General features: G+C 70.1%; 20 protein-coding genes and 1 riboswitch. Of the genes, 10 read left to right on the top strand and 10 right to left on the bottom strand.

Going from position 1 to position 21940, the window contains the following annotated elements:
* The first annotated feature begins 127 nt into the window (after positions 1-127).
* Entirely contained in the window at positions 128-859 is a 732-nt protein-coding gene (locus DNK56_RS24935) for a D-Ala-D-Ala carboxypeptidase family metallohydrolase (RefSeq protein WP_199563629.1), read from the top strand.
* A gap of 53 nt (positions 860-912) precedes the next feature.
* On the opposite strand, the gene DNK56_RS24940 is transcribed toward DNK56_RS24935, so the two are convergent.
* The gene (locus tag DNK56_RS24940) at positions 913-1887 is read right to left on the bottom strand and encodes a GlxA family transcriptional regulator (protein ID WP_111338080.1); all 975 of its coding nucleotides are present in this window, start codon (positions 1885-1887) and stop codon (positions 913-915) included.
* Positions 1888-1968: 81 nt separating this feature from the next.
* On the opposite strand from DNK56_RS24940, the gene DNK56_RS24945 reads away from it, so the two are divergent.
* Entirely contained in the window at positions 1969-2181 is a 213-nt protein-coding gene (locus tag DNK56_RS24945) for a hypothetical protein (protein WP_111338081.1), read from the top strand.
* Here DNK56_RS24945 and DNK56_RS24950 read toward each other — a convergent pair.
* From DNK56_RS24950 to DNK56_RS24975, 6 genes are all read right to left on the bottom strand, one after another.
* Entirely contained in the window at positions 2178-3197 is a 1020-nt protein-coding gene (locus DNK56_RS24950) for a ribonucleotide-diphosphate reductase subunit beta (protein WP_111338082.1), read from the bottom strand. The genes DNK56_RS24945 and DNK56_RS24950 overlap by 4 nt on opposite strands.
* Entirely contained in the window at positions 3197-5599 is a 2403-nt protein-coding gene (locus DNK56_RS24955) for a ribonucleoside-diphosphate reductase subunit alpha (RefSeq protein ID WP_111338083.1), read from the bottom strand. Before DNK56_RS24955 ends, DNK56_RS24950 begins: the two co-directional genes overlap by 1 nt.
* A gap of 142 nt (positions 5600-5741) precedes the next feature.
* Positions 5742-5865: riboswitch (cobalamin riboswitch) on the bottom strand.
* A gap of 65 nt (positions 5866-5930) precedes the next feature.
* Positions 5931-7547, bottom strand: coding sequence for a monocarboxylate uptake permease MctP (gene mctP, locus DNK56_RS24960; RefSeq protein WP_111338084.1), 1617 nt, complete (start codon positions 7545-7547; stop codon positions 5931-5933).
* The gene (locus DNK56_RS24965; protein WP_111338085.1) at positions 7544-7798 is read right to left on the bottom strand and encodes a DUF3311 domain-containing protein; all 255 of its coding nucleotides are present in this window, start codon (positions 7796-7798) and stop codon (positions 7544-7546) included. Before DNK56_RS24965 ends, mctP begins: the two co-directional genes overlap by 4 nt.
* A gap of 175 nt (positions 7799-7973) precedes the next feature.
* Positions 7974-8846 carry a GntR family transcriptional regulator gene (locus DNK56_RS24970; RefSeq protein ID WP_446750473.1) on the bottom strand — a complete coding sequence of 291 codons (873 nt, stop codon included), beginning with the start codon at positions 8844-8846 and terminating at the stop codon, positions 7974-7976.
* Entirely contained in the window at positions 8737-9066 is a 330-nt protein-coding gene (locus DNK56_RS24975; protein ID WP_111330414.1) for a hypothetical protein, read from the bottom strand. Before DNK56_RS24975 ends, DNK56_RS24970 begins: the two co-directional genes overlap by 110 nt.
* A gap of 87 nt (positions 9067-9153) precedes the next feature.
* Between DNK56_RS24975 and DNK56_RS24980 the strand changes: the two genes are divergently transcribed.
* The 5 genes from DNK56_RS24980 to DNK56_RS25005 all read left to right on the top strand — a co-directional run bounded on the left by DNK56_RS24980 (position 9154) and on the right by DNK56_RS25005 (position 15544).
* The gene (locus tag DNK56_RS24980; RefSeq protein WP_241989748.1) at positions 9154-10320 is read left to right on the top strand and encodes an IS630 family transposase; all 1167 of its coding nucleotides are present in this window, start codon (positions 9154-9156) and stop codon (positions 10318-10320) included.
* Positions 10321-10708: 388 nt separating this feature from the next.
* Complete coding sequence (locus tag DNK56_RS24990; protein WP_111338086.1) at positions 10709-12010, top strand: sugar ABC transporter substrate-binding protein; 1302 nt, start codon at positions 10709-10711, stop codon at positions 12008-12010.
* Positions 12011-12122: 112 nt separating this feature from the next.
* A complete protein-coding gene (locus DNK56_RS24995; RefSeq protein WP_111338087.1) occupies positions 12123-13136 on the top strand; it encodes a carbohydrate ABC transporter permease in 1014 nt (337 codons plus the stop codon).
* Complete coding sequence (locus DNK56_RS25000) at positions 13133-13996, top strand: carbohydrate ABC transporter permease (protein WP_111338088.1); 864 nt, start codon at positions 13133-13135, stop codon at positions 13994-13996. Before DNK56_RS24995 ends, DNK56_RS25000 begins: the two co-directional genes overlap by 4 nt.
* A gap of 9 nt (positions 13997-14005) precedes the next feature.
* On the top strand, positions 14006-15544 hold the full coding sequence (locus DNK56_RS25005; protein ID WP_111338089.1) for a glycoside hydrolase family 3 protein: 1539 nt from the start codon (positions 14006-14008) through the stop codon (positions 15542-15544).
* Between the two features lie 82 nt (positions 15545-15626).
* On the opposite strand, the gene nagB is transcribed toward DNK56_RS25005, so the two are convergent.
* On the bottom strand, positions 15627-16412 hold the full coding sequence (gene nagB, locus DNK56_RS25010) for a glucosamine-6-phosphate deaminase (RefSeq protein ID WP_111338090.1): 786 nt from the start codon (positions 16410-16412) through the stop codon (positions 15627-15629).
* A 219-nt stretch (positions 16413-16631) separates the two neighbouring features.
* Here nagB and DNK56_RS25015 point away from each other — a divergent pair, with 219 nt between their 5' ends.
* Together DNK56_RS25015 and DNK56_RS25020 are read left to right on the top strand one after the other, a co-directional pair.
* Entirely contained in the window at positions 16632-17702 is a 1071-nt protein-coding gene (locus DNK56_RS25015; RefSeq protein WP_111338091.1) for an SIS domain-containing protein, read from the top strand.
* A gap of 373 nt (positions 17703-18075) precedes the next feature.
* Positions 18076-19542, top strand: coding sequence for a sensor histidine kinase (locus DNK56_RS25020; protein WP_111338092.1), 1467 nt, complete (start codon positions 18076-18078; stop codon positions 19540-19542).
* A gap of 185 nt (positions 19543-19727) precedes the next feature.
* Here DNK56_RS25020 and DNK56_RS25025 read toward each other — a convergent pair whose 3' ends face one another.
* Both DNK56_RS25025 and DNK56_RS25030 read right to left on the bottom strand, forming a co-directional pair.
* Positions 19728-19985 (bottom strand): WhiB family transcriptional regulator, encoded by a 258-nt coding sequence (locus DNK56_RS25025; protein WP_003953983.1) that lies wholly within the window; start codon positions 19983-19985, stop codon positions 19728-19730.
* A gap of 319 nt (positions 19986-20304) precedes the next feature.
* Complete coding sequence (locus tag DNK56_RS25030; RefSeq protein ID WP_111338093.1) at positions 20305-21273, bottom strand: diacylglycerol/lipid kinase family protein; 969 nt, start codon at positions 21271-21273, stop codon at positions 20305-20307.
* A 140-nt stretch (positions 21274-21413) separates the two neighbouring features.
* Here DNK56_RS25030 and DNK56_RS25035 point away from each other — a divergent pair, with 140 nt between their 5' ends.
* Positions 21414-21866, top strand: coding sequence for a hypothetical protein (locus DNK56_RS25035; RefSeq protein ID WP_446750402.1), 453 nt, complete (start codon positions 21414-21416; stop codon positions 21864-21866).
* Positions 21867-21940 lie beyond the last annotated feature (74 nt).

Raw genomic sequence — 21940 nt, forward strand, 5'->3', positions numbered from 1 at the left:
GTACGCCGGGCCGGGCCCGCCTTTCGTTTCCCGGGATGTCAATTGCCATTTCTACACGCGTAGTTGACGCGCGTCGACTCGTCCGCCAGGCTCGGGGCCACAACCTCCACAGCGGTAGGGAGCCCCCGTGATCAGACGATCCGCACGACTGCTGCTCAGCCTTGTCATGACCATGGCGTTCGCTTGGGGTGGTGCGGTGGTCACCGCCGGCCCCGCCCAGGCGGACGGCTGCTACACCTGGACGCGCACCCTGCGTCCGGGGGCCACCGGCAACGATGTCGCCCAGCTCCAGATCCGGGTCGCCGGCTACCCCGGATACAACTCCGTCCTCGCCGTCGACGGCTCGTACGGCCCCGCCACCACGGCCGCCGTCAAGCGCTTCCAGGCCGCCTACGGGCTGGCCGCCGACGGCATCGCCGGCCCCGCCACCCAGTCCAAGATCTACGCCCTCCAGGACGGCGACTGCACCCCGGCGCACTTCAGCTACGCCGAGATGAACCGCTGCAACAGCACCTGGTCCGGCGGCGCGGTCTCGGCGGCCACCGCCAAGCAGAACGCGCTGACCACCATGTGGAAACTGGAGGCACTGCGCCACGCGCTCGGTGACCGGCCCATCAACATCAACAGCGGGTTCCGGTCGAGGGCCTGCAACAGCGCGGTGGGCGGCGCGTCCAACAGCCGCCATCTGTACGGCGACGCGGCCGACCTCGGCGGGATCGCCTTCTGCACCCTCGCCAAGCAGGCCCGCTACCACGGGTTCCGGGGCATCCTCGGCCCGGGCTACCCCGACCACAACGACCACGTCCACGTGAACCAGGGCCCCAGCCACTTCTGGTCGGCGCCCAACTGCGGCATCTGAACCCGGGTGGGGCCGCCGCTGCCCGGCGGCCCCACCCGCTCGGCGCCCAGAGGTCAGGCCGCCTCGACGACGGCGGACGGCCCCCGGAAGGTGCGCCGGTACGCCTGCGGAGTCGTACCCAGCGCCCGGACGAACTGATGGCGCAGCGCGGCCGCGTTGCCGAAGCCGGCCCGCCCGGCGATCGTGTCCATCGTCTCGTCGGACGTCTCCAGCAGGTGCTGAGCGAGCAGGACGCGCTGGCGCAGCAGCCAGCGGTACGGCGTGGTGCCGGTCTCCTGCTGGAAGCGGCGGGCGAAGGTGCGCGGCGACATGTGCGCCTGGGCGGCGAGCTGCTCGACGGTCATCTCCCGGTCGAGGTGGCGCTCCATCCAGGCCAGCGTGTCGCCGACCGTGTCGCACCGGGTGCGGGGGAGCGGCCGCTCGATGTACTGGGCCTGGCCGCCGTCCCGGTGCGGCGGCACCACCATCCGGCGGGCGATGGTGTTGGCCGCGGCCGGCCCGTACGCCTGGCGGACCAGGTGCAGACAGGCGTCGATCCCCGCCGCCGTCCCCGCCGACGTGGTGACCGGCCCGTCCTCCACGTACAGCACGTCCGGCTCGACGCGGGCGCGCGGGAAGCGGCGGGCCAGGTCGTCGGCGTGCCGCCAGTGCGTGGTGCAGCGGCGGCCGTCCAGCAGCCCGGCCGCGCCCAGCAGATACGCCCCGGAGCACACGCTGAGGACCCTGGCCCCCCGGTCCACGGCCCGGCGCAGCGCGGTGAGCACCTCCTCGGGGAACTCCCGGTCCGCGAAGCGGCTGCCGGCCGGCACGGCGACCAGGTCGGCCTCCTCCAGCCGGTCGAGGCCGTGGGGGGTGTCGATGGTGAACCCGGCGTGGGTCCGCAGCCGGGGCCCCTCGCCGGAGACCACGGCGAAATCGTGCACCGGCAGCCCGTCATCGCTGCGGTCGAGGCCGAACACCTCGCAGATCACGCCGAGTTCGAAGGGATGGACATCGTCGAGCATCAGAGCGGCGACATTGTTCAACATGCCACCAGTGTGGCAGTAATTCGATGCTGTGTGACAGTCCTGCCACTGCCGCCGTGTGCTCCGGACGAGGACAGTAGAGGCATGAACACATTCCTGAACCTCCTCGGCGTCTCCGCTCTCCTCGCCCTCGTCCTGCTGCCGGCCCTGCTCGGCGCGGCCCGCGAGCGCCGCATCGACCGCGAACTGCGCGAAGCCGAACAGGACCGGAGCACCCGCCCCCCGCACACGGCGGACGCCGCACGGCCGGTCGCGGCCGCACGGCGTCCGTACGTCAGGAGCTGGGCAAGGGTCTAGAACTCGTCGTCGAAGGAGACGGTGCCCTCCACCGCCACCTGGTAGGCGGACGGGCGCCGCTCGAAGAAGTTCGTCAGCTCCTGCACCCCCTGGAGCTCCATGAAGGCGAACGGGTTCTGCGAGCCGTACACCGCGGGGAAGCCCAGCCGGACCAGCCGCTGGTCGGCGACGCACTCCAGATACGCGCGCATCGACTCGGTGTTCATACCGGGCAGCCCGTCCCCGCACAGATCGCGCCCGAACTGCAGCTCCGCCTCCACGGCCTCCCGCAGCATGTCGGTGACCTGCCGCTCCAGGGCGTCGTCGAAGAGGTCCGGCTCCTCCTTGCGGACGGTGTCCACGACCTCGAACGCGAAGTTCATGTGCATCGTCTCGTCGCGGAAGACCCAGTTGGTGCCCGTGGCGAGGCCGTGCAGCAGACCGCGCGAGCGGAACCAGTACACGTACGCGAAGGCGCCGTAGAAGAACAGCCCCTCGATGCACGCCGCGAAGCAGATCAGGTTGAGCAGGAAGCGCCGCCGGTCCGCCTTCGTCTCCAGCCGGTCGATCTTCTCCACCGAGTCCATCCAGCGGAAGCAGAACCGCGCCTTCTCGCGGATCGAGGGGATGTTCTCCACGGCCGCGAAGGCGGCGGCCCGGTCGTCCGGGTCGGGCAGATAGGTGTCGAGCAGCGTCAGATAGAACTGGACGTGCACGGCCTCCTCGAACAGCTGCCGCGACAGATACAGCCGCGCCTCCGGGGAGTTGATGTGCTTGTACAGCGTCAGCACCAGGTTGTTGGCGACGATCGAGTCACCGGTCGCGAAGAACGCCACCAGCCGGCCGATCAGATGCTGCTCGGCGGGCGTCATCCTCGCCAGGTCCGCCACGTCGGAGTGGAGGTCGACCTCCTCCACGTGCCAGGTGTTCTTGATCGCGTCCCGGTAGCGCTCGTAGAAGTCCGGGTAGCGCATGGGCCGCAGGGTCAGCTCGAAGCCCGGGTCGAGCAGGTTCTTCGTGGTGTTCTCGGCGGTCATTACTGGCATGCCTCGCAGGACTCGGGGTTTTCCAGGGAGCAGGCGACGGCGTCCGCGTCGGGAGCCTGCGCCTGCTGTACGGGGACGGGGGCGGCGGCCGACGCGGTCCCGGACGCGGCCCGGGCGATCCGGGTCGCCGGGCGGGACCGCAGGTAGTACGTCGTCTTGAGGCCCTGCTTCCAGGCGTACGCGTACATCGAGGAGAGCTTCCCGATCGTCGGCGTCTCCAGGAACAGGTTGAGCGACTGGCTCTGGTCGAGGTACGGCGTACGGGCCGCCGCCATGTCGATCAGGCCGCGCTGCGGGATCTCCCACGCGGTGCGGTACAGCGTCCGCACCTCCTGGGGAATCCAGGCGAAGTCCCGTACCGAGCCGTTCGACTCGCGCAGCGCCTCACGCGTCCGCGCGTCCCACACGCCCAGCCGCTTCAGCTCGTCCACCAGATAGCCGTTGACCTGGAGGAACTCCCCGCTCAGCGTCTCGCGCTTGAACAGGTTCGACACCTGGGGCTCGATGCACTCGTAGACGCCCGCGATCGAGGCGATCGTCGCCGTCGGGGCGATGGCCAGGAGCAGCGAATTGCGCATCCCGGTCCGCGCGATCCGGGCGCGCAGCGCCTCCCAGCGCTCCGGCCAGGCCGGCTCCGTGTCGTAGTGGTCGGGGTGCAGCACCCCGCGCGCGGCCCGCGTCCCGGACCAGGCGGGCAGCGGACCCGACCGCTCCGCGAGGTCGCAGGATGCCTCGTAGGCCGCGAGCATGATCCGCTCCGCGATCTTCGTGGAGAGCGCACGGGCCTCGGGGGAGTCGAACGGCAGCCGCAGCCGGAAGAAGACGTCCTGGAGCCCCATGGCGCCCAGGCCCACCGGCCGCCAGCGGGCGTTGGACCGGCCGGCCTCCTCGGTCGGGTAGAAGTTGATGTCCACCACCCGGTCCAGGAAGGTCACCGCCGTCCGTACGGTGGCGTCCAGGCGCTCCCAGTCCATCGAGCCGTCCGCGACGAACGCGCCCAGGTTGACCGAACCGAGGTTGCACACGGCGGTCTCGCCGTCGTCGGTGACCTCCAGGATCTCGGTGCACAGGTTCGAGGAGTGCACCACCCGGCCCGGCTCGGCGGTCTGGTTGGCGGTGCGGTTGGCGGCGTCCTTGAACGTCATCCAGCCCTGGCCGGTCTGCGCCAGGGTGCGCATCATCCGGCCGTACAGCTCGCGGGCCGGCAGCGTCCTGCGGGCCAGGCCCCTCGCCTCGGCCGCCCGGTACGCGGTGTCGAACGCCTCGCCCCACAGGTCCACCAGTTCCGGCACGTCCGCCGGGGAGAACAGCGACCAGTCGGCGTCGGCGTCGACCCGGCGCATGAACTCGTCCGGAATCCAGTGCGCGAGGTTCAGGTTGTGCGTGCGGCGCGCGTCCTCGCCGGTGTTGTCGCGCAGCTCCAGGAACTCCTCGATGTCCGCGTGCCAGGTCTCCAGGTAGACGGCGGCGGCGCCCTTGCGCCGGCCGCCCTGGTTCACGGCGGCGACGGAGGCGTCCAGCGTCTTGAGGAACGGCACGATGCCGTTGGAGTGCCCGTTGGTGCCCCGGATCAGCGAGCCGCGGGCGCGCACCCGGGAGTAGGAGAGGCCGATGCCGCCGGCGTGCTTGGAGAGGCGGGCGACCTGGTGGTAGCGGTCGTAGATGGAGTCCAGCTCGTCCAGCGGCGAGTCCAGCAGATAGCAGGAGGACATCTGCGGGTGGCGGGTGCCGGAGTTGAAGAGGGTGGGCGAGGAGGGCAGATAGTCCAGCCGGCTCATCAGCCCGTACAGCGCGGCGACCTCGTCCAGGGCCCGCGCGGACTCGTCCTCGGCGAGCCCGGCGGCGACCCGGAGCATGAAGTGCTGGGGCGTCTCGACGACCCGGCGGGTGTGCGGGTGGCGCAGCAGATAGCGGCTGTGCAGGGTGCGCAGCCCGAAGTAGCCGAACCGGTCGTCGGCGCCGTCCGCGAGGGACCGCTCCACCAGGGCGTCCAGCGCGGCCGCGTGCGTGGTGACGAAGGCGGCGGTGCGGTCCGCGATCAGGCCCTCGCGGTGGCCCGCGACGACGGACGCGGAGAACGAGGTGGCGCCCTGGCTCGCGGCCTCGTCCGCGATGGACCGGGTGAGCAGCCGGGCGGCGAGCCGGGAGTAGGCGGGGTCCTCGGAGATCAGGCCCGCGGCGGCCTCGGTGGCCAGGGCGCGCAGCTCGGCCGCGTCGGACCGGGCGCTGCGGCCGCGCAGGGCGGCGGCCGCGACCCGGCCGGGGTCGGTGTCGGGCAGGTCGGCGGTGAGGTCGGTCAGGGTCCGCAGCAGTGCGGTGCCGGGCCCGTCGCTCGCGGGTCCGGTGGTGCCGGAACCGGCCGCCGCGGCCGGTTGTGCGGGCGCGATGGTCACGTGGTGCTCTCCCTCGCTCGGCTCTGGGCCGGCGGGGAGCGGGGGCAGCCGGGCAGGAGCGGGCCCGGCGCGGGGCGGCACTCCGTACGGCGTCCACCGGCCCATCCCACGAGGCCCGGACGTCTGGGCGCCCGGTTCGGTCGAACCGGACGCGCTGTCGGCAGGTCCTCGGACTCATGGGTGCGCGAAAGCGCACCGAATACACCGTTGCGGGACAGTTCCGGATTCGCACCGGATTCCCCTGCGGCGACAGCGAGGATGAGCATACATGTGGGGGCTGCCCGATCGGGCAGCCCCCACATGTTGTGTCGTACGGTTCGGACGCAGCCGGTCAGTGGCCGCCCGGCGCCCCCGCGGTGGCCGGCGGGAGCTCGGCCTCGACGCCCGGATCGCCCGCGTCCGCGGTGTAGTCGGCCGGCGAGGTCTCGTCGATGCCGGCGGGCGCCTTGACGGCGTTCAGGACGAACGTCAGCACCACGGTGACCAGGACGTTCAGCGCGAAGGCGGTCAGTCCGATGTAGCCGATCTCACCGAGGCCGGGGATCTCGTCGGATGAGCCGCCGAAGTGCTTCTGGGTCGGGCCGGCGACCCCGTACGCGGCGGCCGTGCCGTAGATCATCCCGGCCGCCCAGCCGGCCAGCAGCGCCCAGCGGTGGAACCAGCGGGTGAACAGGCCGCCGACCAGGGCCGGCATCGTCTGGAGAATCCAGATCCCGCCGAGCAGCTGGAAGTTGATCGCGACCGTCTTGTCCATGGTGAGGACGAAGGCGAGCGCGCCGACCTTGACCAGCAGCGAGACCACCTTGGAGACCTTGGTCTCCTGCTCGGGCGTGGCGTCCGGCCTGAGGAAGTCCTTGTAGATGTTGCGGGTGAACAGGTTGGCCGCGGCGATGGACATGATCGCGGCCGGCACCAGGGCGCCGATGCCGATCGCGGCGAACGCCACCCCGGCGAACCAGTCGGGGAACATGTTCTCGAACAGCTGGGGGATGGCGAGCTGCCCGTTGTCCACGTCGACACCGGCCGCGATCGCCATGAAGCCGAGCAGCGCCAGCATGCCCAGCATCAGCGAGTAGAGCGGCAGGATGGTGGTGTTGCGGCGGATCACCTCACGGCTGCGGCTGGAGAGCGTCGCCGTGATGGAGTGCGGGTACATGAACAGGGCGAGCGCGGAGCCGAGCGCCAGCGTGGCGTACCCCCACTGCCCGGCCTCGGCGGGCACCAGACCGCCCTTGCCCGACTCGGTGAACTTGTCCTGGGCGGCGGCGAAGATGTCGTCGAAGCCGCCGAGTTCGATCGGGATGTAGATGACCGCCACCGCGATGACGAGGTAGATCAGCCCGTCCTTGACGAACGCGATCAGCGCGGGCGCCCGCAGCCCCGAGGAATAGGTGTACGCGGCGAGCACCGCGAACGCGATGAGCAGCGGCAGGTCCTTGACGAACCAGTGGGTGTTCTCGCCGCCGCCGACGCCCATCACGTCCAGCACCGCCTGGATGCCGACGAGTTGCAGCGCGATGTACGGCATCGTGGCGAGGATGCCGGTGACCGCGACGGCCAGCGAGAGCCCCTTGGAGCCGAAGCGGCCGCGGACGAAGTCCGAGGTGGTGACGTAGCCGTGCTTGTGCGAGACCGACCACAGCCGCGGCAGGAAGGTGAAGATCAGCGGGTACACCAGGATGGTGTAGGGCACCGCGAAGAAGCCGGCCGCGCCCGCCGCGTAGATCGCCGCCGGGACCGCGACGAAGGTGTACGCGGTGTAGAGGTCGTCGCCGAGCAGGAACCAGGTCACCCAGGTGCCGAACGACCGTCCGCCCAGGCCCCATTCGTCGAGGCTGGCCTCGTTGGCGGCCCGGCGCCAGCGGGCGGCCATGAAGCCCATGACCGTGACGGCCACGAAGAAGAAGATGAAGACGGCGAGCGCGACGCCGTTGACTCCGTCCGTCATGCCGACGCACCCCCCTTGCGGGCGCGCTGGTCACGCTGCCACAGCTTGTACGCGATCATGGTGAGCACGGTGGAGATCAGCACCCAGAGCATCTGGTACCAGTAGAAGAACGGGATGCCGATGAAGGCGGGGTCGGTCTTCGCGTACGAGCCCACCCAGAGCATCGCCACGAACGGCGCGACGAGACAGAGCGCGATGACCACTCTCATCGGTGTGACGACGGGTGGCTTTCCTTCTGGTTCCTCCGGCATGGCGGTGTCTCCGTCCCCTCGTTGATCATCTGTGATGCGCAGGGAATCTAGGGGGAGGGCCCGGCAGGCGTCACCCCCTGTCGGGGCCGCCGTGCGGTGAACGGTCGTTACGGAACGCCGAACGGCCCCCGGAGGTGGGTCCGGGGGCCGTTCGCAAGGACATGCGTGCGAGGGGTCAGTCCAGCGGCCGCTTGAGCCGGGCCACGAACTTGTAGCGGTCGCCGCGGTAGACGGAGCGCACCCACTCGACCGGCTCGCCCTGCTCGTCCAGCGAGTGCCGGGAGAGCATCAGCATCGGCAGGCCCACGTCCGTGCCGAGCAGTCCGGCCTCGCGCGGAGTGGCCAGCGAGGTCTCGATGGTCTCCTCGGCCTCCGCCAGCCGGACGTCGTACACCTCGGACAGCGCGGTGTAGAGAGAGGTGTACTTCACCAGCGAACGGCGCAGCGCCGGGAAGCGCTTGGCCGAGAGGTGGGTGGTCTCGATGGCCATCGGCTCACCGCTCGCCAGACGCAGGCGCTCGATGCGCAGGACGCGTCCGCCGGCGCTGATGTCGAGCAGCCCGGCGAGGGTGTCGTCGGCGGTGACGTAGCCGATGTCCAGGAGCTGCGAGGTGGGTTCGAGCCCCTGGGCGCGCATGTCCTCGGTGTACGAGGTGAGTTGCAGGGCCTGGGAGACCTTCGGCTTGGCGACGAAGGTGCCCTTGCCCTGAATGCGCTCCAGCCGGCCCTCGACGACCAGTTCCTGGAGCGCCTGGCGCACGGTGGTGCGCGAGGTGTCGAACTCCGCCGCCAGGGTCCGTTCCGGGGGAACGGGGGTACCTGGCGGCATGGTGTCCGTCATGTCGAGGAGATGTCGCTTCAGCCGGTAGTACTTAGTGGTCGGCTCCGTAAGTCCTTCGGGGGTTGACTTCGGATCCGGCGTTGTGCCTGGTAGTGGGTCAGATGTCGACTGCAGCGATGTGGAGCTCGCAGGCGCAGTCGAGCGCCTCCGCGGGGGTGCCGGTGGGGCTGCCGGTGGGCAGCAGGGAGTCTTCGTAGCGGTCGCCACTGGCGTAGTAGGGGGCGAAGCCCCACCTCTTGCTGACGGTGCCGGTGTAGCGCAGTCGCATCAGCTTGACCCGTTCGCCGTCGGCCAGTTCGGCCTCCACGTAGGCGAACGCTCCGCGGTGTCGGACATGCAACTGCGCAATCTGGGGCCAGACGGCGCGGGCCTGCTCGCCGAGGCGGGCTTCCAGCGAGAGGCGGGTGTGTTCCGAGGGCGTGGGCATGGCGCCCATCCTGCCCGAGGGGCCACGGACCGGATACGGCAAGCTTCGGCCTGTTGTGATCCACTTCTCCGGATTGGCCCGCCTGCATTGCCTGTTGCCGTCGCCCGCACGATCACCCTGCGCGCCGCCGAGCGCGAGCGACTGAAGCTGATGGCCTACGGCCACAAGACCGAGTACCGGCTGCGGATGCGCGCGCAGGTGGTGCTGCACGCGGCGCGCGGACGCGCCAACGCGCGCATCGCCCGGGAGACGGGTCTGCATCTGGACACGGTCCGCCGCTGGCGCGGCCGGTTCGCCGAGCACGGGCTCGCCGGGCTGGGCGACCTCGACCGGTCGGGCAGGCCCCCCTCGTTCACCGCGCTCCAGGCCGCCCAGGTCAAGGCTCTGGCCTGCCGGCTGCCCGCCGAGACAGGGGTGCCGCTGGCGCGTTGGTCGTGCCCGGAGCTTGCCCGCGAAGTCGTCGCCCGGTCCATCGCCAGCTCGATCTCCGCCTCCACTGTCCGTCGCTGGCTGGGCGACGACGCGATCAAACCGTGGCAGTACCAATCCTGGATCTTCGTCACCGACCCGGACTTCCGCCCGAAGGCCGAGCGTGTACTGGACCTGTATGCCCGTACCTGGCGGGGCGTCCCGCTCGGCGACGACGAGTACGTCATCAGCGCGGACGAGAAGACCTCCATCCAGGCCCGCTGCCGCTGTCATCCGACCCTGCCGCCCGGCCGGGCCCGCGCGATGCGCGTGAACCACACCTACCGGCGCGGCGGCGCCCTGGCCTACCTGGCCGCCTACGACGTCCACTCCGCGAAAGTGTCCGGCCGCTGCGAGCCGACCACCGGCATCACCCCGTTCATGAACCTGGTCACCCAGGTCATGACCCGCGAGCCCTACGCCAGCGCGAAACGCGTGTTCTGGATCGTCGACAACGGCTCCTCCCACCGCGGCAAGAAGGCCGCCGACCGACTGTCGGACGCGTTCCCGAACGCGGTCCTGGTCCACACCCCGGTGCACGCCTCCTGGCTGAACCAAGTGGAAATCTACTTCTCCGTCGTCCAGCGCAAGGTCGTCTCGCCCAACGACTTCACCGACCTCACCCAGGTCACAGACCGGCTCCGAGAATTCGAAGACCGCTACAACGCCACGGCACAGCCGTTCCAGTGGAAGTTCACCACCTCCGACCTGGACGATCTGCTGGCCAGACTCGACCAGCACCCCGCCGGCCGACACGAAGAATCCTCCGCCGCCCCGGCACCATGATCAACCCCCGAAGGACTTACGGAGCCGACCACTTAGGGACACGCGCGGTCCGCGTACCGGCTCCCGCGCCCGTCTCACTGTCCGTACTTCCCCCGTCGGCACCCATGGCCCGCCTCCCCGACTGCTGCGTTGCTGCCGTCACCGGCTCCTCCGTCTGTCGCGGCTCACATGGTGACACGGTCCCGTCACGGCTGGTCGCCCTCCCTCAGGTGTCGGTCCTATAACGGACGCGAGTGCACTTCTTATACACCCTTGACACCCCTAAAGGTCTAGGCCAAGCTCCCGGTAACTGGTCTAAACCATTAAAGACCAGGTCCCAGCCCCAGAGGTACTCGTCGACGTTTTCGCGCGGTGGGGAGGGGGTTGCAACATCCCTGAGGAGGGTGGCGTGAAGCGCAAGCTCATCGCGGCGATCGGTGTCGCGGGCATGTTGGTTTCTGTTGCGGCGTGTGGTGGCTCCGACAGCAAGGAGTCGTCGAAGGACCCGAAGGACCGCAAGGAAGACCTGACTGTCTGGCTCATGGGCGAGGCCCAGACGACCTGGCCCGAGCTGGTCAAGGACGTCAACGCCCAGTTCAAGAAGAAGTACCCGAACGTCAACGTCAAGGTGCAGTACCAGGGCTGGGCCGACAAGGTCAAGAAGCTCGACACCGCGCTCGGCGGCGACAAGTTCCCGGACGTTGTCGAGCTCGGCAACACCGAGACGATGCAGTACATCCTCAATGGTGCTCTCGGCGAGATCGACCCCTCGAAGTACGAGAACTCCGACACGTGGATCAAGGGCCTCAAGGACACCTGCTCCTACGAGGGCAAGATCTACTGCGTGCCCTACTACGCCAGTGCCCGCCTGGCGGTCTACAACAAGGACATGCTGAAGGACGCCACCGGCAGCGACGCCCTTCCGCAGACCGAGGACGAGTTCCTCAAGGCCATGGACAAGGTCCAGGCCAAGCTGGCGAAGAAGGACAAGCGCGCTTCGTCCCTCTACTACCCCGGTCGTTACTGGTACGCCGCGATGTCCTACGTCGCTGCTGAGGGCGGCCAGATCGCCAAGTACGACGAGGGTGCGAAGGAGTGGAAGGCCTCGCTCTCCACCCCGGAGGCGCAGAAGGGCATCCAGCACTTCATCGACCTGGTCAAGAAGTACAACAAGGCCGACCAGACGAAGGACGAGCAGGACCACGCCAACGTCATGGCCAACGAGAAGGCCGCGGTCATCTACGGCCAGGCCTGGGAGGCCGGCAGCGTCACCACGGGCGAGAACGGCAACCCGAAGCTCGAGGGCAAGATCGGAACGGCCGGCATGCCCGGCCCGAACGGCAAGGCGCTCCCGTCCTTCATCGGTGGCTCGGACCTCGCGACCATCTCCAAGTCGAAGGTCCAGGACCTCGGCCAGGAGTGGATCTCGCTCTTCACGAACGCGAAGTCCATGGAGGTCCTCGCGTCGAAGAACATCCTCCCGAACAACGAGAAGCAGCTTGAGCCGCTGAAGGCCAAGCCGGAGACGGCCGCCATCGCCAACGCGGTGCCGGACGCCTGGTTCACGCCGATCGCGCCGGGCTGGGCCTCCATCGAGAAGGAGGAGATCCTGCAGAACATGCTGCTCTCGGTCCTCAAGGGGACGTCCGTCGCCGACGCCACGAAGAAGGCCGACGGCGAGATCGACGCGCTGATCAACAAGAAGGCCTGAGCCTTCTGATCGCCAGGCGGGGGCCCGGCACAGCCGGGCCCCCGCTCCTTTTGCACAAGAACACCGCATTTTCCGGGGCCCTCCCCGGACCCGCGATTGGAAGGTCAGCCACGTGACTGCCGCCGATACCAAGGCCGCCGGGCCACCGGTCCCTGTACCACGTGATCCGAAGGCGGACGGGGGCCCGCTGTCCGAGCAGGGCGGCAACGGCCCCCTCAAGCAGAAGAGGAAGCGGAAGAAGGGCGAACTGCTGCCCTATCTGCTGATCCTCCCGGCGATCGTGGCGATCGCCGCCGTCTATCTCTACCCACTCGCCAAGACCGTCATCATGTCCTTCCAGGACATGGGCCGGCGTGAGCTGTGGACCGGAGATCCCGCACCCTGGGTCGGCTTCGACCAGTTCACCAACATCCTCGGTGACTCCGAGTTCTGGTGGGTGACCTTCCGTACCGTCGTCTTCATGGCCGTCTGCGTGACGCTCACCATGGGCATCGGCCTGCTGATCTCCCTGCTGATGCGCCGGCTGTCCAACTGGGTGCGGCTCGTCCTGACCTTCTGCCTCATCGCCGCCTGGGCGATGCCGCTGATGGTCGCCGCCTCCATCTTCCGGTTCATGGCCGACTCCGACTACGGCCTCATCAACACCCTCATCGCGAAGGTCGTCGGTGAGGACTGGCTCGGCCACAACTGGTACCTGGACCCGGTCCAGGGCTTCGGGATCATCACCCTGCTGGTGGTCTGGGGTGCCATCCCCTTCGTGGTCGTCACCCTGTACGCCGCCCTCACCCAGGTCCCCCAGGAACTGGAGGAGGCCGCCTCCCTCGACGGCGCGACCAGCTTCGGCATCTTCCGCTACGTGACCTGGCCGGTCATCAAGCCGGTGTTCAGCATGGTCGCCACGCTGTCGGTGATCTGGGACTTCAACGTCTTCGGCCAGATCTGGCTGCTGCGCGGCAACAAGCCCGAGCCCGAGTACGAGACCCTCGGCCTCTACTCCTACTCGAAGGCCTTCGAGTCCACCTCCTTCAGCCAGGGCACCGCGATCGCCCTGATCACGGTGCTCCTGCTGTCCGCGGTGGCCGTGTACTACCTGCGCCAGCTCATGAAGACGGGAGAGGTCGAATGAGCACCACGACCGACACACCACAGGTCCTGCGCCCGGACCGCAAGAACACCCGCTTCGGGCTCAACGTCCTCGGCCTCGTCATCTCGGCCGTCATGGTCTTCCCGGTCTACTGGCTGGTCGTCAGCGCCCTGCGGCCCAGCCGCGAGATCCGCTCGTACGACCAGACACTGTGGCCCTCCTCGTTCACCTTCGACAACTTCGTCAAGGCCACCGAGCAGCCGAACTTCTACACCGCGATCCAGTCCAGCCTGATCGTCTCCATCACCGCCGTCGTCGGTGGCATGATCATCGCCACCCTGGCGGCCCTGGCCATCGGCCGGTTCCGCTTCTTCGGCCGCAAGTCCCTGGTCCTCATCCTCATCCTGGTCCAGATGCTGCCGCCGACGGCGATGCTCATCCCGATCTACGCCCAGCTCAACGCCATGGGCGGCATCGACGAGTACTGGAGCCTGATCGTCGTCTACCTGGTCTCCACCCTGCCGTTCGCGACGATCATGATCCGCGGCTTCGTGGTGAACATCCCGGTGGAGCTGGAGGAGTCCGCCATGGTGGACGGCTGCACCCGCTTCGGCGCCTTCCGCCGCGTGATCCTCCCGCTGCTGGCGCCCGGCCTCGCCGCCGCCTCGATCTTCGCGCTCGTGAACGCGTGGAACGAGTACCTCTTCGCCTACATCCTGATCAACGACAACTCCAAGTACACGCTCAACGTGTGGCTGATGACGTTCACCAGTGAGCGCGGTACGGACTACGGTGCCCTGATGGCGGCGTCGACCATGATCGCCCTTCCGGTCGTCATCTTCTTCATGTTCGTGCAGAAGAAGATGGCCGCGGGTCTCACCTCCGGCGCCGTGAAGGGATAACGCCGCCCCATGACCACCCTCGTATCCACCACGGACACCGTCACCCGCGACGCTCTCGCCGTCCTGCAGCCCGGCTTCACCGGCACCACGGCACCGGAGTGGCTGCTGCGCCGGGTCGGCGAAGGACTCTCCTCCGTCGGCCTGTTCGGCCGGAACGTCGAGACGCCCGAGCAGGTCGCCGCGCTCACCGCCCAGCTCAGGGCCGAGCGGGACGACGTGCTCGTCGCCATCGACGAGGAGAGCGGCGACGTCACCCGCCTGGAGGTCCGCCAGGGCTCCTCCTTCCCCGGCAACCTGGCGCTCGGCACGGTCGACGACGCGGACCTGACCCGCGCCGTCGCCCACGAGCTGGGCCGCCGGCTCGCCGAGTGCGGGGTCAACCTCAACTGGGCCCCGTCCGCGGACGTCAACTCCAACCCCGGCAACCCGGTCATCGGCGTCCGCTCCTTCGGCGCCGAACCGGAGCTGGTCGCCCGGCACACCGCCGCCTACGTCGAGGGCCTCCAGGCCGCCGGCGTGGCCGCCTGCACCAAGCACTTCCCCGGCCACGGCGACACCGCGATCGACTCGCACCACGCGATGCCGCGCATCGACGTGGACCTGGAGACCCTGCACGCACGGGAACTGGTGCCCTTCCGGGCGGCCATCGCGGCCGGCTCCAAGTCGGTGATGAGCGCGCACATCCTGCTGCCCGCGCTCGACCCGGACCGCCCGGCCACGCTCAGCCCCCAGATCCTCACCGGGCTGCTGCGCCGGGACATGGGGTACGAGGGGCTCATCGTGACCGACGCCGTGGAGATGCAGGCCATCGCCTCGACGTACGGGATCGAGCACGGCTCCGTCCTCGCCATCGCGGCCGGGGCCGACGCGCTCTGCGTCGGGGGCGGGCTCGACGACGAGGACACCGTGATCCGGCTGCGCGACGCGCTGGTCGCCGCGGTGCGCTCCGGTGAACTTCCCGAGGAGCGGCTCGCCGACGCCGCCGCACGGGTACGGGCCCTCGCGTCCTGGACGCGGGAGGCCAGGGGGGCCGGCCGGGAGCCGGGCGCGGCAGTGCAGGAGGGGACCGCGCCCGGCACCGCACGGAGCACCGGCGTCGCCTCGGACATCGGCCTGGTGGCCGCCCGCCGCGCGGTGAGGGTGACCGGCACGCCGGAACCGCTCACCGGCCCGGCGTACGTGGCCGCCTTCACCCCGGTCGCCAACATCGCGGTCGGCGACGAGACCCCGTGGGGCCTCGCGGCCGAGCTGGAGCGCCTGGTCCCGGGCACCGGAACCGACACGTACGACAGCGAGTCCGAGGCCCCGGCCGCGGCCGCGCTGGCGGCGGCGGGGGAGCGGCGCATCGTCGCCGTCGTCCGTGACGCGCACCGTCACCCGTGGATGGGCGAGGCCCTGGAGGCGCTGCTGGCTGCGCGCCCGGACACCGTCGTGGTCGAGATGGGCGTGCCCCAGGCCGAGCCGCGGGGCGCCCTGTACATCGCGACGCACGGCGCCGCCCGTGTCTGCGGCCAGGCGGCCGCGGAGATCATCGCGGGTACCGCGTAACAGCGCATACGAAAGGGCCGGGACACCTTCGCGGTGTCCCGGCCCTTTCGTATGGCGCGGTGTGCGCGGGCGGCGAGGGAGCCTACAGCCCCTGCCAGGCCGGCTTCGCGGCCCAGGTCGCGCGGAAGTAGTCCGCCAGCTTCAGCTTCGACGCGGCGGCCTCGTCGACCACCACCGTCGCGTGCGGGTGCAGCTGGAGCGCGGAGGCGGGCACGACCGAGGCGACCGGACCCTCCACCGTCGCCGCCACCGCGTCCGCCTTGCCCTCGCCGGTGGCGAGCAGGATCGGGTGGCGGGCCTCCAGGATGGTGCCGATGCCCTGGGTGATGACGTGGTGCGGCACCTGCTCGATGTCGTTGTCGAAGAAGCGCGCGTTGTCGATCCGGGTCTGCTCGGTGAGCGTCTTGATCCGGGTGCGGGAGGCGAGCGAGGAGCACGGCTCGTTGAAGCCGATGTGCCCGTCGGTGCCGATGCCGAGCAGCTGGAGGTCCACCCCGCCGGCCGCGGCGAGCGCCTTGTCGTACGCCTCGCAGGCCGCCTGGACGTCCTCGGCGGAGCCGTCGGGGCCCATGAACGCGTCCTCGGACAGGCCGAGCGGTTCGACGACCTCGCGCAGCACCACGGAGCGGTACGACTCGGGGTGGCCCACCGGCAGCCCCACGTACTCGTCGAGCTGGCAGACGCGGGCGCGCGAGGCGTCCACGGCCCCGGAGCGGACCTGGTCCGCGAGGGCCTGGTAGATGGGCAGCGGGGTAGAGCCGGTGGCAACGCCGAGCAGGGCGTCGGGCTTGCGGCTCAGCAGGGCGCCGATGGCCCCCGCGATCAGTTCGCCGCCTGCCTTGGCGTCCGGGACGATGACAACTTCCACGCGGGGCCTGCCGATCCGATCGAAGAGTGACGTCTGTGGTATAGACCAATCAAGCTCCTAATCTAGCAGACTCGGGCCGCCCGGACACGGCCGTCCCGGCCCCCGGACCGCGCCCCGCGGACCCCGCCCGCCATCCCTCCGGACCCCGCCCGCTGGCGGCCCCCGCGCGCCCCGTGCTCGACTGGGCCGATCCATCGCGACCACCGGGAGGCACCAGACATGTCCGCCACGCACCCGGCCGACGACCGCGAGCGGCCCGGCCGCATCATGTCCGGTGAGATGGCCGAGCAGCCCGCGATGCTCCGCCGCATCCTGGAACGCGGCGCCCCGGCCATCCGCCGGACCGCCGAGCTGATCGCGGCCCGCAGCCCGCGCTTCGTCCTGCTCACCGCCCGCGGCACCTCCGACAACGCGGCGCTCTACGCCAAGTACCTGCTGGAGATCACGATGGGGCTGCCCTGCGGCCTCGCCTCGATGTCCACCACCACGGCCTACGGCGCCCGGCCGGACCTGCGCGACGTCCTGGTGATCACGGTCAGCCAGTCCGGCGGCTCCCCGGACCTGGTGGCGTCCACCACGGCCGCGCGGGAGGCCGGTGCGGTGACCCTGGCCGTGACCAACAACCCGGACTCGCCGCTCGCGGCGGTCTCCGAGTACCACATCGACATCCTGGCCGGCCCCGAGAAGGCCCTGCCGGCCACCAAGACGTACACCGCCTCCCTGCTCGCGCTGTATCTGTTCGTCGAGGGGCTGCGCGGCGGCGACGGGGCGGCGGCCGCGGTCCTGCCCGAGCGCGCCGAGGAGGTGCTCGCCCGCAAGGACGAGGTACGGGCCCTGGCCTCCCGGTACCGCTTCGCCGAGCGCATGGTCATCACCTCGCGCGGCTACGGCTACCCCACGGCCAAGGAGGCCGCCCTCAAGCTCATGGAGACCAGTTACATCCCGGCGCTCTCCTACTCGGGGGCCGATCTGCTGCACGGCCCGCTCGCCATGGTCGACAACATCTCGCCGGTGATCGCCGTGGTGACCGACGGCCGGGGCGGCGAGGCCCTGCAGCCCGTCCTGGACCGGCTGCGCGGCCGGGGCGCCGACCTGTTCGTCGTCGGCCCCGAGGCGCAGGTCGCGGCGGCCAGCGCGGGCTTCGTGCTGCCGACCGCCGGCGTGGCCGAGGAGGTCCAGCCGGTCCTGGAGATCCTGCCGCTCCAGATGCTGGCCTACGAGGTGACGATCGCGCGCGGCCAGGACCCGGACGCGCCGCGCGCGCTCGCGAAAGTCACCGAGACCCGCTGAAGGGGGCTGCGTGAAAGGGGACGGCCCGCGGAAAAACCCGCGGGCCGCGGCGCCGGGCCGGGACCCTCAGCCCGACCAGCACCGCAGCCCGGAGTAGGGCCGCCCTCGCGGGCGGCCGGCTCGGCCGGCGGTGTGCGGTGCCCCCGGCCGGGGGGGAGGCGCCGGCGCAGTCAGGGCAGAAGGCGCGGCACCTCGGTCCGCTCTCCTGTGCGGGGAGAGCGGAGGTTCGTACAGTCATCATTGTGGACTAGACCAATAGCCCCTGTCCATCCGCAGGACACGGCGATACGGGCCCTTCTTCCCTGCGCGTACGGGCAGGGTTTCCGGTTCGGAACGGCACGCGTCCACGGGTACGCTCGCACACGTGCCCTCCATGAACGACCTCGTACGCCAGCACACCGCCCTGAGCGACACCGACCTCGAGTGGCTCCATCTGCTGGTCTCGGAGTGGCAGCTGCTCTCCGACCTCTCCTTCGCCGACCTGGTGCTGTGGGTCCCCACCCGCGACGGCACCCGCTACGTGTCCGTCGCCCAGATGCGGCCCAACACCGGCCCCACCTCCTACCAGGACGACATGGTCGGCCATCTGGTGCCGCGCGGCCGGCGCCCGCTGCTCGACGCCGCCCTGGACGAGGGCCGCATCGTGCGGGAGGGGGACCCGGAGTGGCGCGAGGAGGTCCCGGTCCGGGTCGAGTCGATCCCGGTGCGCCGGGAGGGCCGGGTGCTCGGCGTCATCGCGCGCAACACCAACCTGCTCACCGTCCGCACCCCTTCGCGGCTGGAGCTGACCTACCTCCAGTCCGCGTCCGACCTGGCGCAGATGATCGCCGCCGGGGCCTTCCCCTTCCCCGGCCAGCAGGTGGACATGGACGCATCGCCGCGCGTCGGTGACGGCCTGATCCGGCTGGACGCCGACGGCGTGGTGCACTACGCCAGCCCCAACGGCCTCTCCGCCTACCACCGCCTCGGCCTCGCCTCCGATCTGGTCGGCCAGCACCTGGGCCAGATCACCGCCGAACTCGCCCCGTCCCGGGGGCCGGTGGACGAGGCCCTGGTCAAACTGGCCAGCGGTTACGCGCCCCGTGAGTTCGAGGTGGAGTGCTCGGGCGGGGTGATCCAGCTCCGCGCGATCCCGCTCAAGCCGAAGGGCGTCCGCATCGGGTCTCTGGTCCTCCTCCGGGACGTGACCGAACTGCGCCGCCGCGAGCGCGAGTTGATCACCAAGGACGCCACCATCCGGGAGATCCACCACCGGGTGAAGAACAACCTCCAGACGGTCGCCGCCCTGTTGCGGCTCCAGGCCCGCCGGATGGACTCGCCGCAGGGCCGCGAGGCGCTCAACGAGGCGGTCCGGCGCGTCGGTTCGATCGCCATCGTCCATGAGACGCTGTCCCAGAATCTGGACGAGCGGGTGGAGTTCGACGAGATCGCGGACCGGGTCCTCGCGATGGTCGCCGAGATCTCGCCGGGCAAGGTCACCTGCCGCCGCACCGGACGCTTCGGGGTGCTCGACGCCGAGGTGGCCACCCCGCTGGCGATGGTCCTCACCGAGGTGCTGCAGAACGCCCTGGAACACGCCTTCTCCGTCGCCGAGTCGGGCACGGTGGAGGTCTCCGCCGTACGGGGCGGCTCGCCCACCGAGGGACGGCTGCTGATCACCGTCCAGGACGACGGCTGCGGACTGCCCGAGGGGTTCGACCCGCAGCACGCCGGCAACCTCGGCCTCCAGATCGTCCGCACGCTGGTCGAGGGCGAGCTGGGCGGCTCGTTCGGCATGGTCCCGGCGCCGGAGCGCGGTACGCAGGTCGTCCTCGACATCCCCGTCCGCAACGAGAAGTAGCGGCCCGCCGCGCACGGCAGAGAGCCCGGACCGTCGGTGACGGTCCGGGCTCTCTGGTCAAACGTGCGCTTCGGGGGTACTGCGCGCTGCGACTCGGGGGGCTGGGTGGTGCGTACGTGCTGTCTACGGAGTGATGCCGTCAGGCACACGCACCGCCTGGCTGAGGTTCGTAGCGGTGGCGTCGGTCAGGCGCTGGCGTTGCGCGCCCGGTTGCGAGCGGCGCGGCGCTTCATTGCGCGGCGCTCGTCCTCGCTGAGGCCACCCCAGACGCCGGAGTCCTGGCCGGACTCGAGCGCCCACTGCAGGCACTGCTCCATGACGGGGCAGCGACGGCAGACGGCCTTGGCTTCCTCGATCTGCAGCAGCGCAGGACCGGTGTTGCCGATGGGGAAGAACAGCTCCGGGTCTTCCTCACGACAAACGGCGTTGTGACGCCAGTCCATGGCTGCTACCTCTCCTTGGTATTACGTACTGTGGCTTGTGAATGTGAACGCTTTCACGAATCCCCCCGCAGGTGTAGGGCCGACGACCAGAAGGACTGGTTGTGGTCCTGTGAAGTGAGGAGGGGTTCTGGCTCTCAGTGGAGGCCGTTGTTGCGGGCCGTCCCGATCGCCATGTAGAGATTCGCAAACCTCGGCGACGGATACAACCCCTTCTGGAAAGTTTTTTTTGATTCCTCGGTGTCGGCTAGGTCACAGCCGTACTTCTAGAGGGTGGAAGCCAGTCCAAACGTTCGAGTTAAAGGACTTTGGTCCCTTCCACTCACACAATCACACGCAGTGCACGGCGTACGCCTGTGAACGTCACACTCGTACGCACTCCGAGGTGGTCACCGTCCATCTGGAAAGGCAGTGGCACCTTGGAATGCAAGGTGAAGTCCGTCAGGTCGTGCCGGGATACCGCGTGCTTGCCGCGAGGGCCCTTCTCGGGGCTCGACGTGAGCAGCTGGGTGGCGTAGCGGCTGACCGCGGGAGTGGAGAGTTTCCGCAGGCCAAGCACGTCGAGAGCGGTGTCGAAGGACGCCTGCGGGGCCGCGTAGATCGGCCGGTTCCCCAGGTACGTCCAGGGGGCCGTGTTGCAGATTATGGAAAGCGCGAGATCGGTGACCGGTTCCTCACCGGGCACGTCGAGCGTTATGACGCCCTGTCTGCGGTGCGGCTCGTCCAGGAATTGCCGGACGACCTGCCGGACGTAGAGCGCGTGCGTCGAACGCTTGCCGCGCTCCCGCTGCTGTTCGACCCGGCCGATCACTCCCGCGTCGAAACCGAGGCCGGCGCAGAAGGTGAACCAGCGCTCCGGCACGGATTCGTCCTCCGTGCCCGGCGTACCACCCGCCAGGCCCAGGCCCACCGTACGTTCGGTCCGGTTCGCCAGGGCGTCCAGAATGGCGCCGGTCGCCTCCACCGCGTCGTTCGGGAGCCCCAGGGCGCGCGCGAACACATTGGTGGAGCCGCCGGGCACCACGGCCAGCCTCGGCAGCCGGTCGAGGTCCGGGCCCCGGTGCAGCAGGCCGTTGACCACCTCGTTGACCGTGCCGTCGCCGCCGAGCGCCACCACCAGATCGATGTCGTCGCTGTCGGCGGCCCGCCGGCCCAGATCGCGGGCGTGCCCCCGGTACTCCGTGGACACGGCCTCCAGCTTCATCTCACTGGCCAGCGCGTGGATCAGCACATCACGGGTCCGCGCACTGGTGGTGGTGGCTGCCGGGTTGACCACGAGAAGTGCGCGCATGACTGCCAGCCTACCTACCACGGGGTACCGCCCTGAAGTCCTTCCCGCACACCCTCACGCTCGGTGACGGCTCGGGAGCGGGGCGGCGGCGCGCCGACCCCGGCTTTCCCTTCCGGGCGCCGGGATGCCAACCTGCAAGGGTGAGTACTCAGCAGAACGCGCCCTCCCCGGCCCCCTCGGCGGACCCGGCGAAGCCCGTCAGGATCACGCTGGTGGCCGGGGTGAACGCCCTGGAGGGCGCCGCCCTCGTCGCCGGCGGGATCTACATGCTGGTGATGGGGCTGCTGGGCCGCCCCGACAGCCCCCAGCAGGCGGAGATGGGCGGTCTGACCGTGATCGCCCTCGGCCTGATCCCGCTCTTCGCCGCGCGCGGACTGCTGCTGCGGCGCAGCTGGAGCCGGGGCCCCGCGCTCATCACGCAGATCATCGCGCTGCCGGTGGCCTGGACCCTGCTGCGCTCCCACGACCTGCTCATCCCGGCCGGGATCGTGCTCGCGGCGCTCGCGCTGACCGCGCTCTACCAGCTGGCGAGGCCGGCCACCGTCGAGGCCCTGGGCATCCGCAGGCCGGGCTCCGCGCCCGAGACGGACTGACCCGGCCCGCTGCGCGGCGGAGGCCGCCGGGGACGTCCCCGGCGGCCTCCTTCGCGTACGTACGGCAGGGCCGC

The sequence above is a fragment of the Streptomyces sp. AC1-42W genome, assembly GCF_003248355.1.
GTDB lineage: Bacteria > Actinomycetota > Actinomycetes > Streptomycetales > Streptomycetaceae > Streptomyces.

Bases quoted from the DNA above. Each gene is read 5' to 3' on its own strand.
- DNK56_RS24940 (WP_111338080.1), bottom strand. From the start codon at position 1,887: ATGTTGAACAATGTCGCCGCTCTGATGCTCGACGATGTCCATCCCTTC.
- DNK56_RS24945 (WP_111338081.1), top strand. From the start codon at position 1,969: ATGAACACATTCCTGAACCTCCTCGGCGTCTCCGCTCTCCTCGCCCTC.
- DNK56_RS24950 (WP_111338082.1), bottom strand. From the start codon at position 3,197: ATGACCGCCGAGAACACCACGAAGAACCTGCTCGACCCGGGCTTCGAG.
- mctP (WP_111338084.1), bottom strand. From the start codon at position 7,547: ATGACGGACGGAGTCAACGGCGTCGCGCTCGCCGTCTTCATCTTCTTC.
- DNK56_RS24965 (WP_111338085.1), bottom strand. From the start codon at position 7,798: ATGCCGGAGGAACCAGAAGGAAAGCCACCCGTCGTCACACCGATGAGA.
- DNK56_RS24975 (WP_111330414.1), bottom strand. From the start codon at position 9,066: ATGCCCACGCCCTCGGAACACACCCGCCTCTCGCTGGAAGCCCGCCTC.
- DNK56_RS25000 (WP_111338088.1), top strand. From the start codon at position 13,133: ATGAGCACCACGACCGACACACCACAGGTCCTGCGCCCGGACCGCAAG.
- DNK56_RS25005 (WP_111338089.1), top strand. From the start codon at position 14,006: ATGACCACCCTCGTATCCACCACGGACACCGTCACCCGCGACGCTCTC.
- DNK56_RS25015 (WP_111338091.1), top strand. From the start codon at position 16,632: ATGTCCGCCACGCACCCGGCCGACGACCGCGAGCGGCCCGGCCGCATC.
- DNK56_RS25020 (WP_111338092.1), top strand. From the start codon at position 18,076: ATGAACGACCTCGTACGCCAGCACACCGCCCTGAGCGACACCGACCTC.
- DNK56_RS25025 (WP_003953983.1), bottom strand. From the start codon at position 19,985: ATGGACTGGCGTCACAACGCCGTTTGTCGTGAGGAAGACCCGGAGCTG.
- DNK56_RS25030 (WP_111338093.1), bottom strand. From the start codon at position 21,273: ATGCGCGCACTTCTCGTGGTCAACCCGGCAGCCACCACCACCAGTGCG.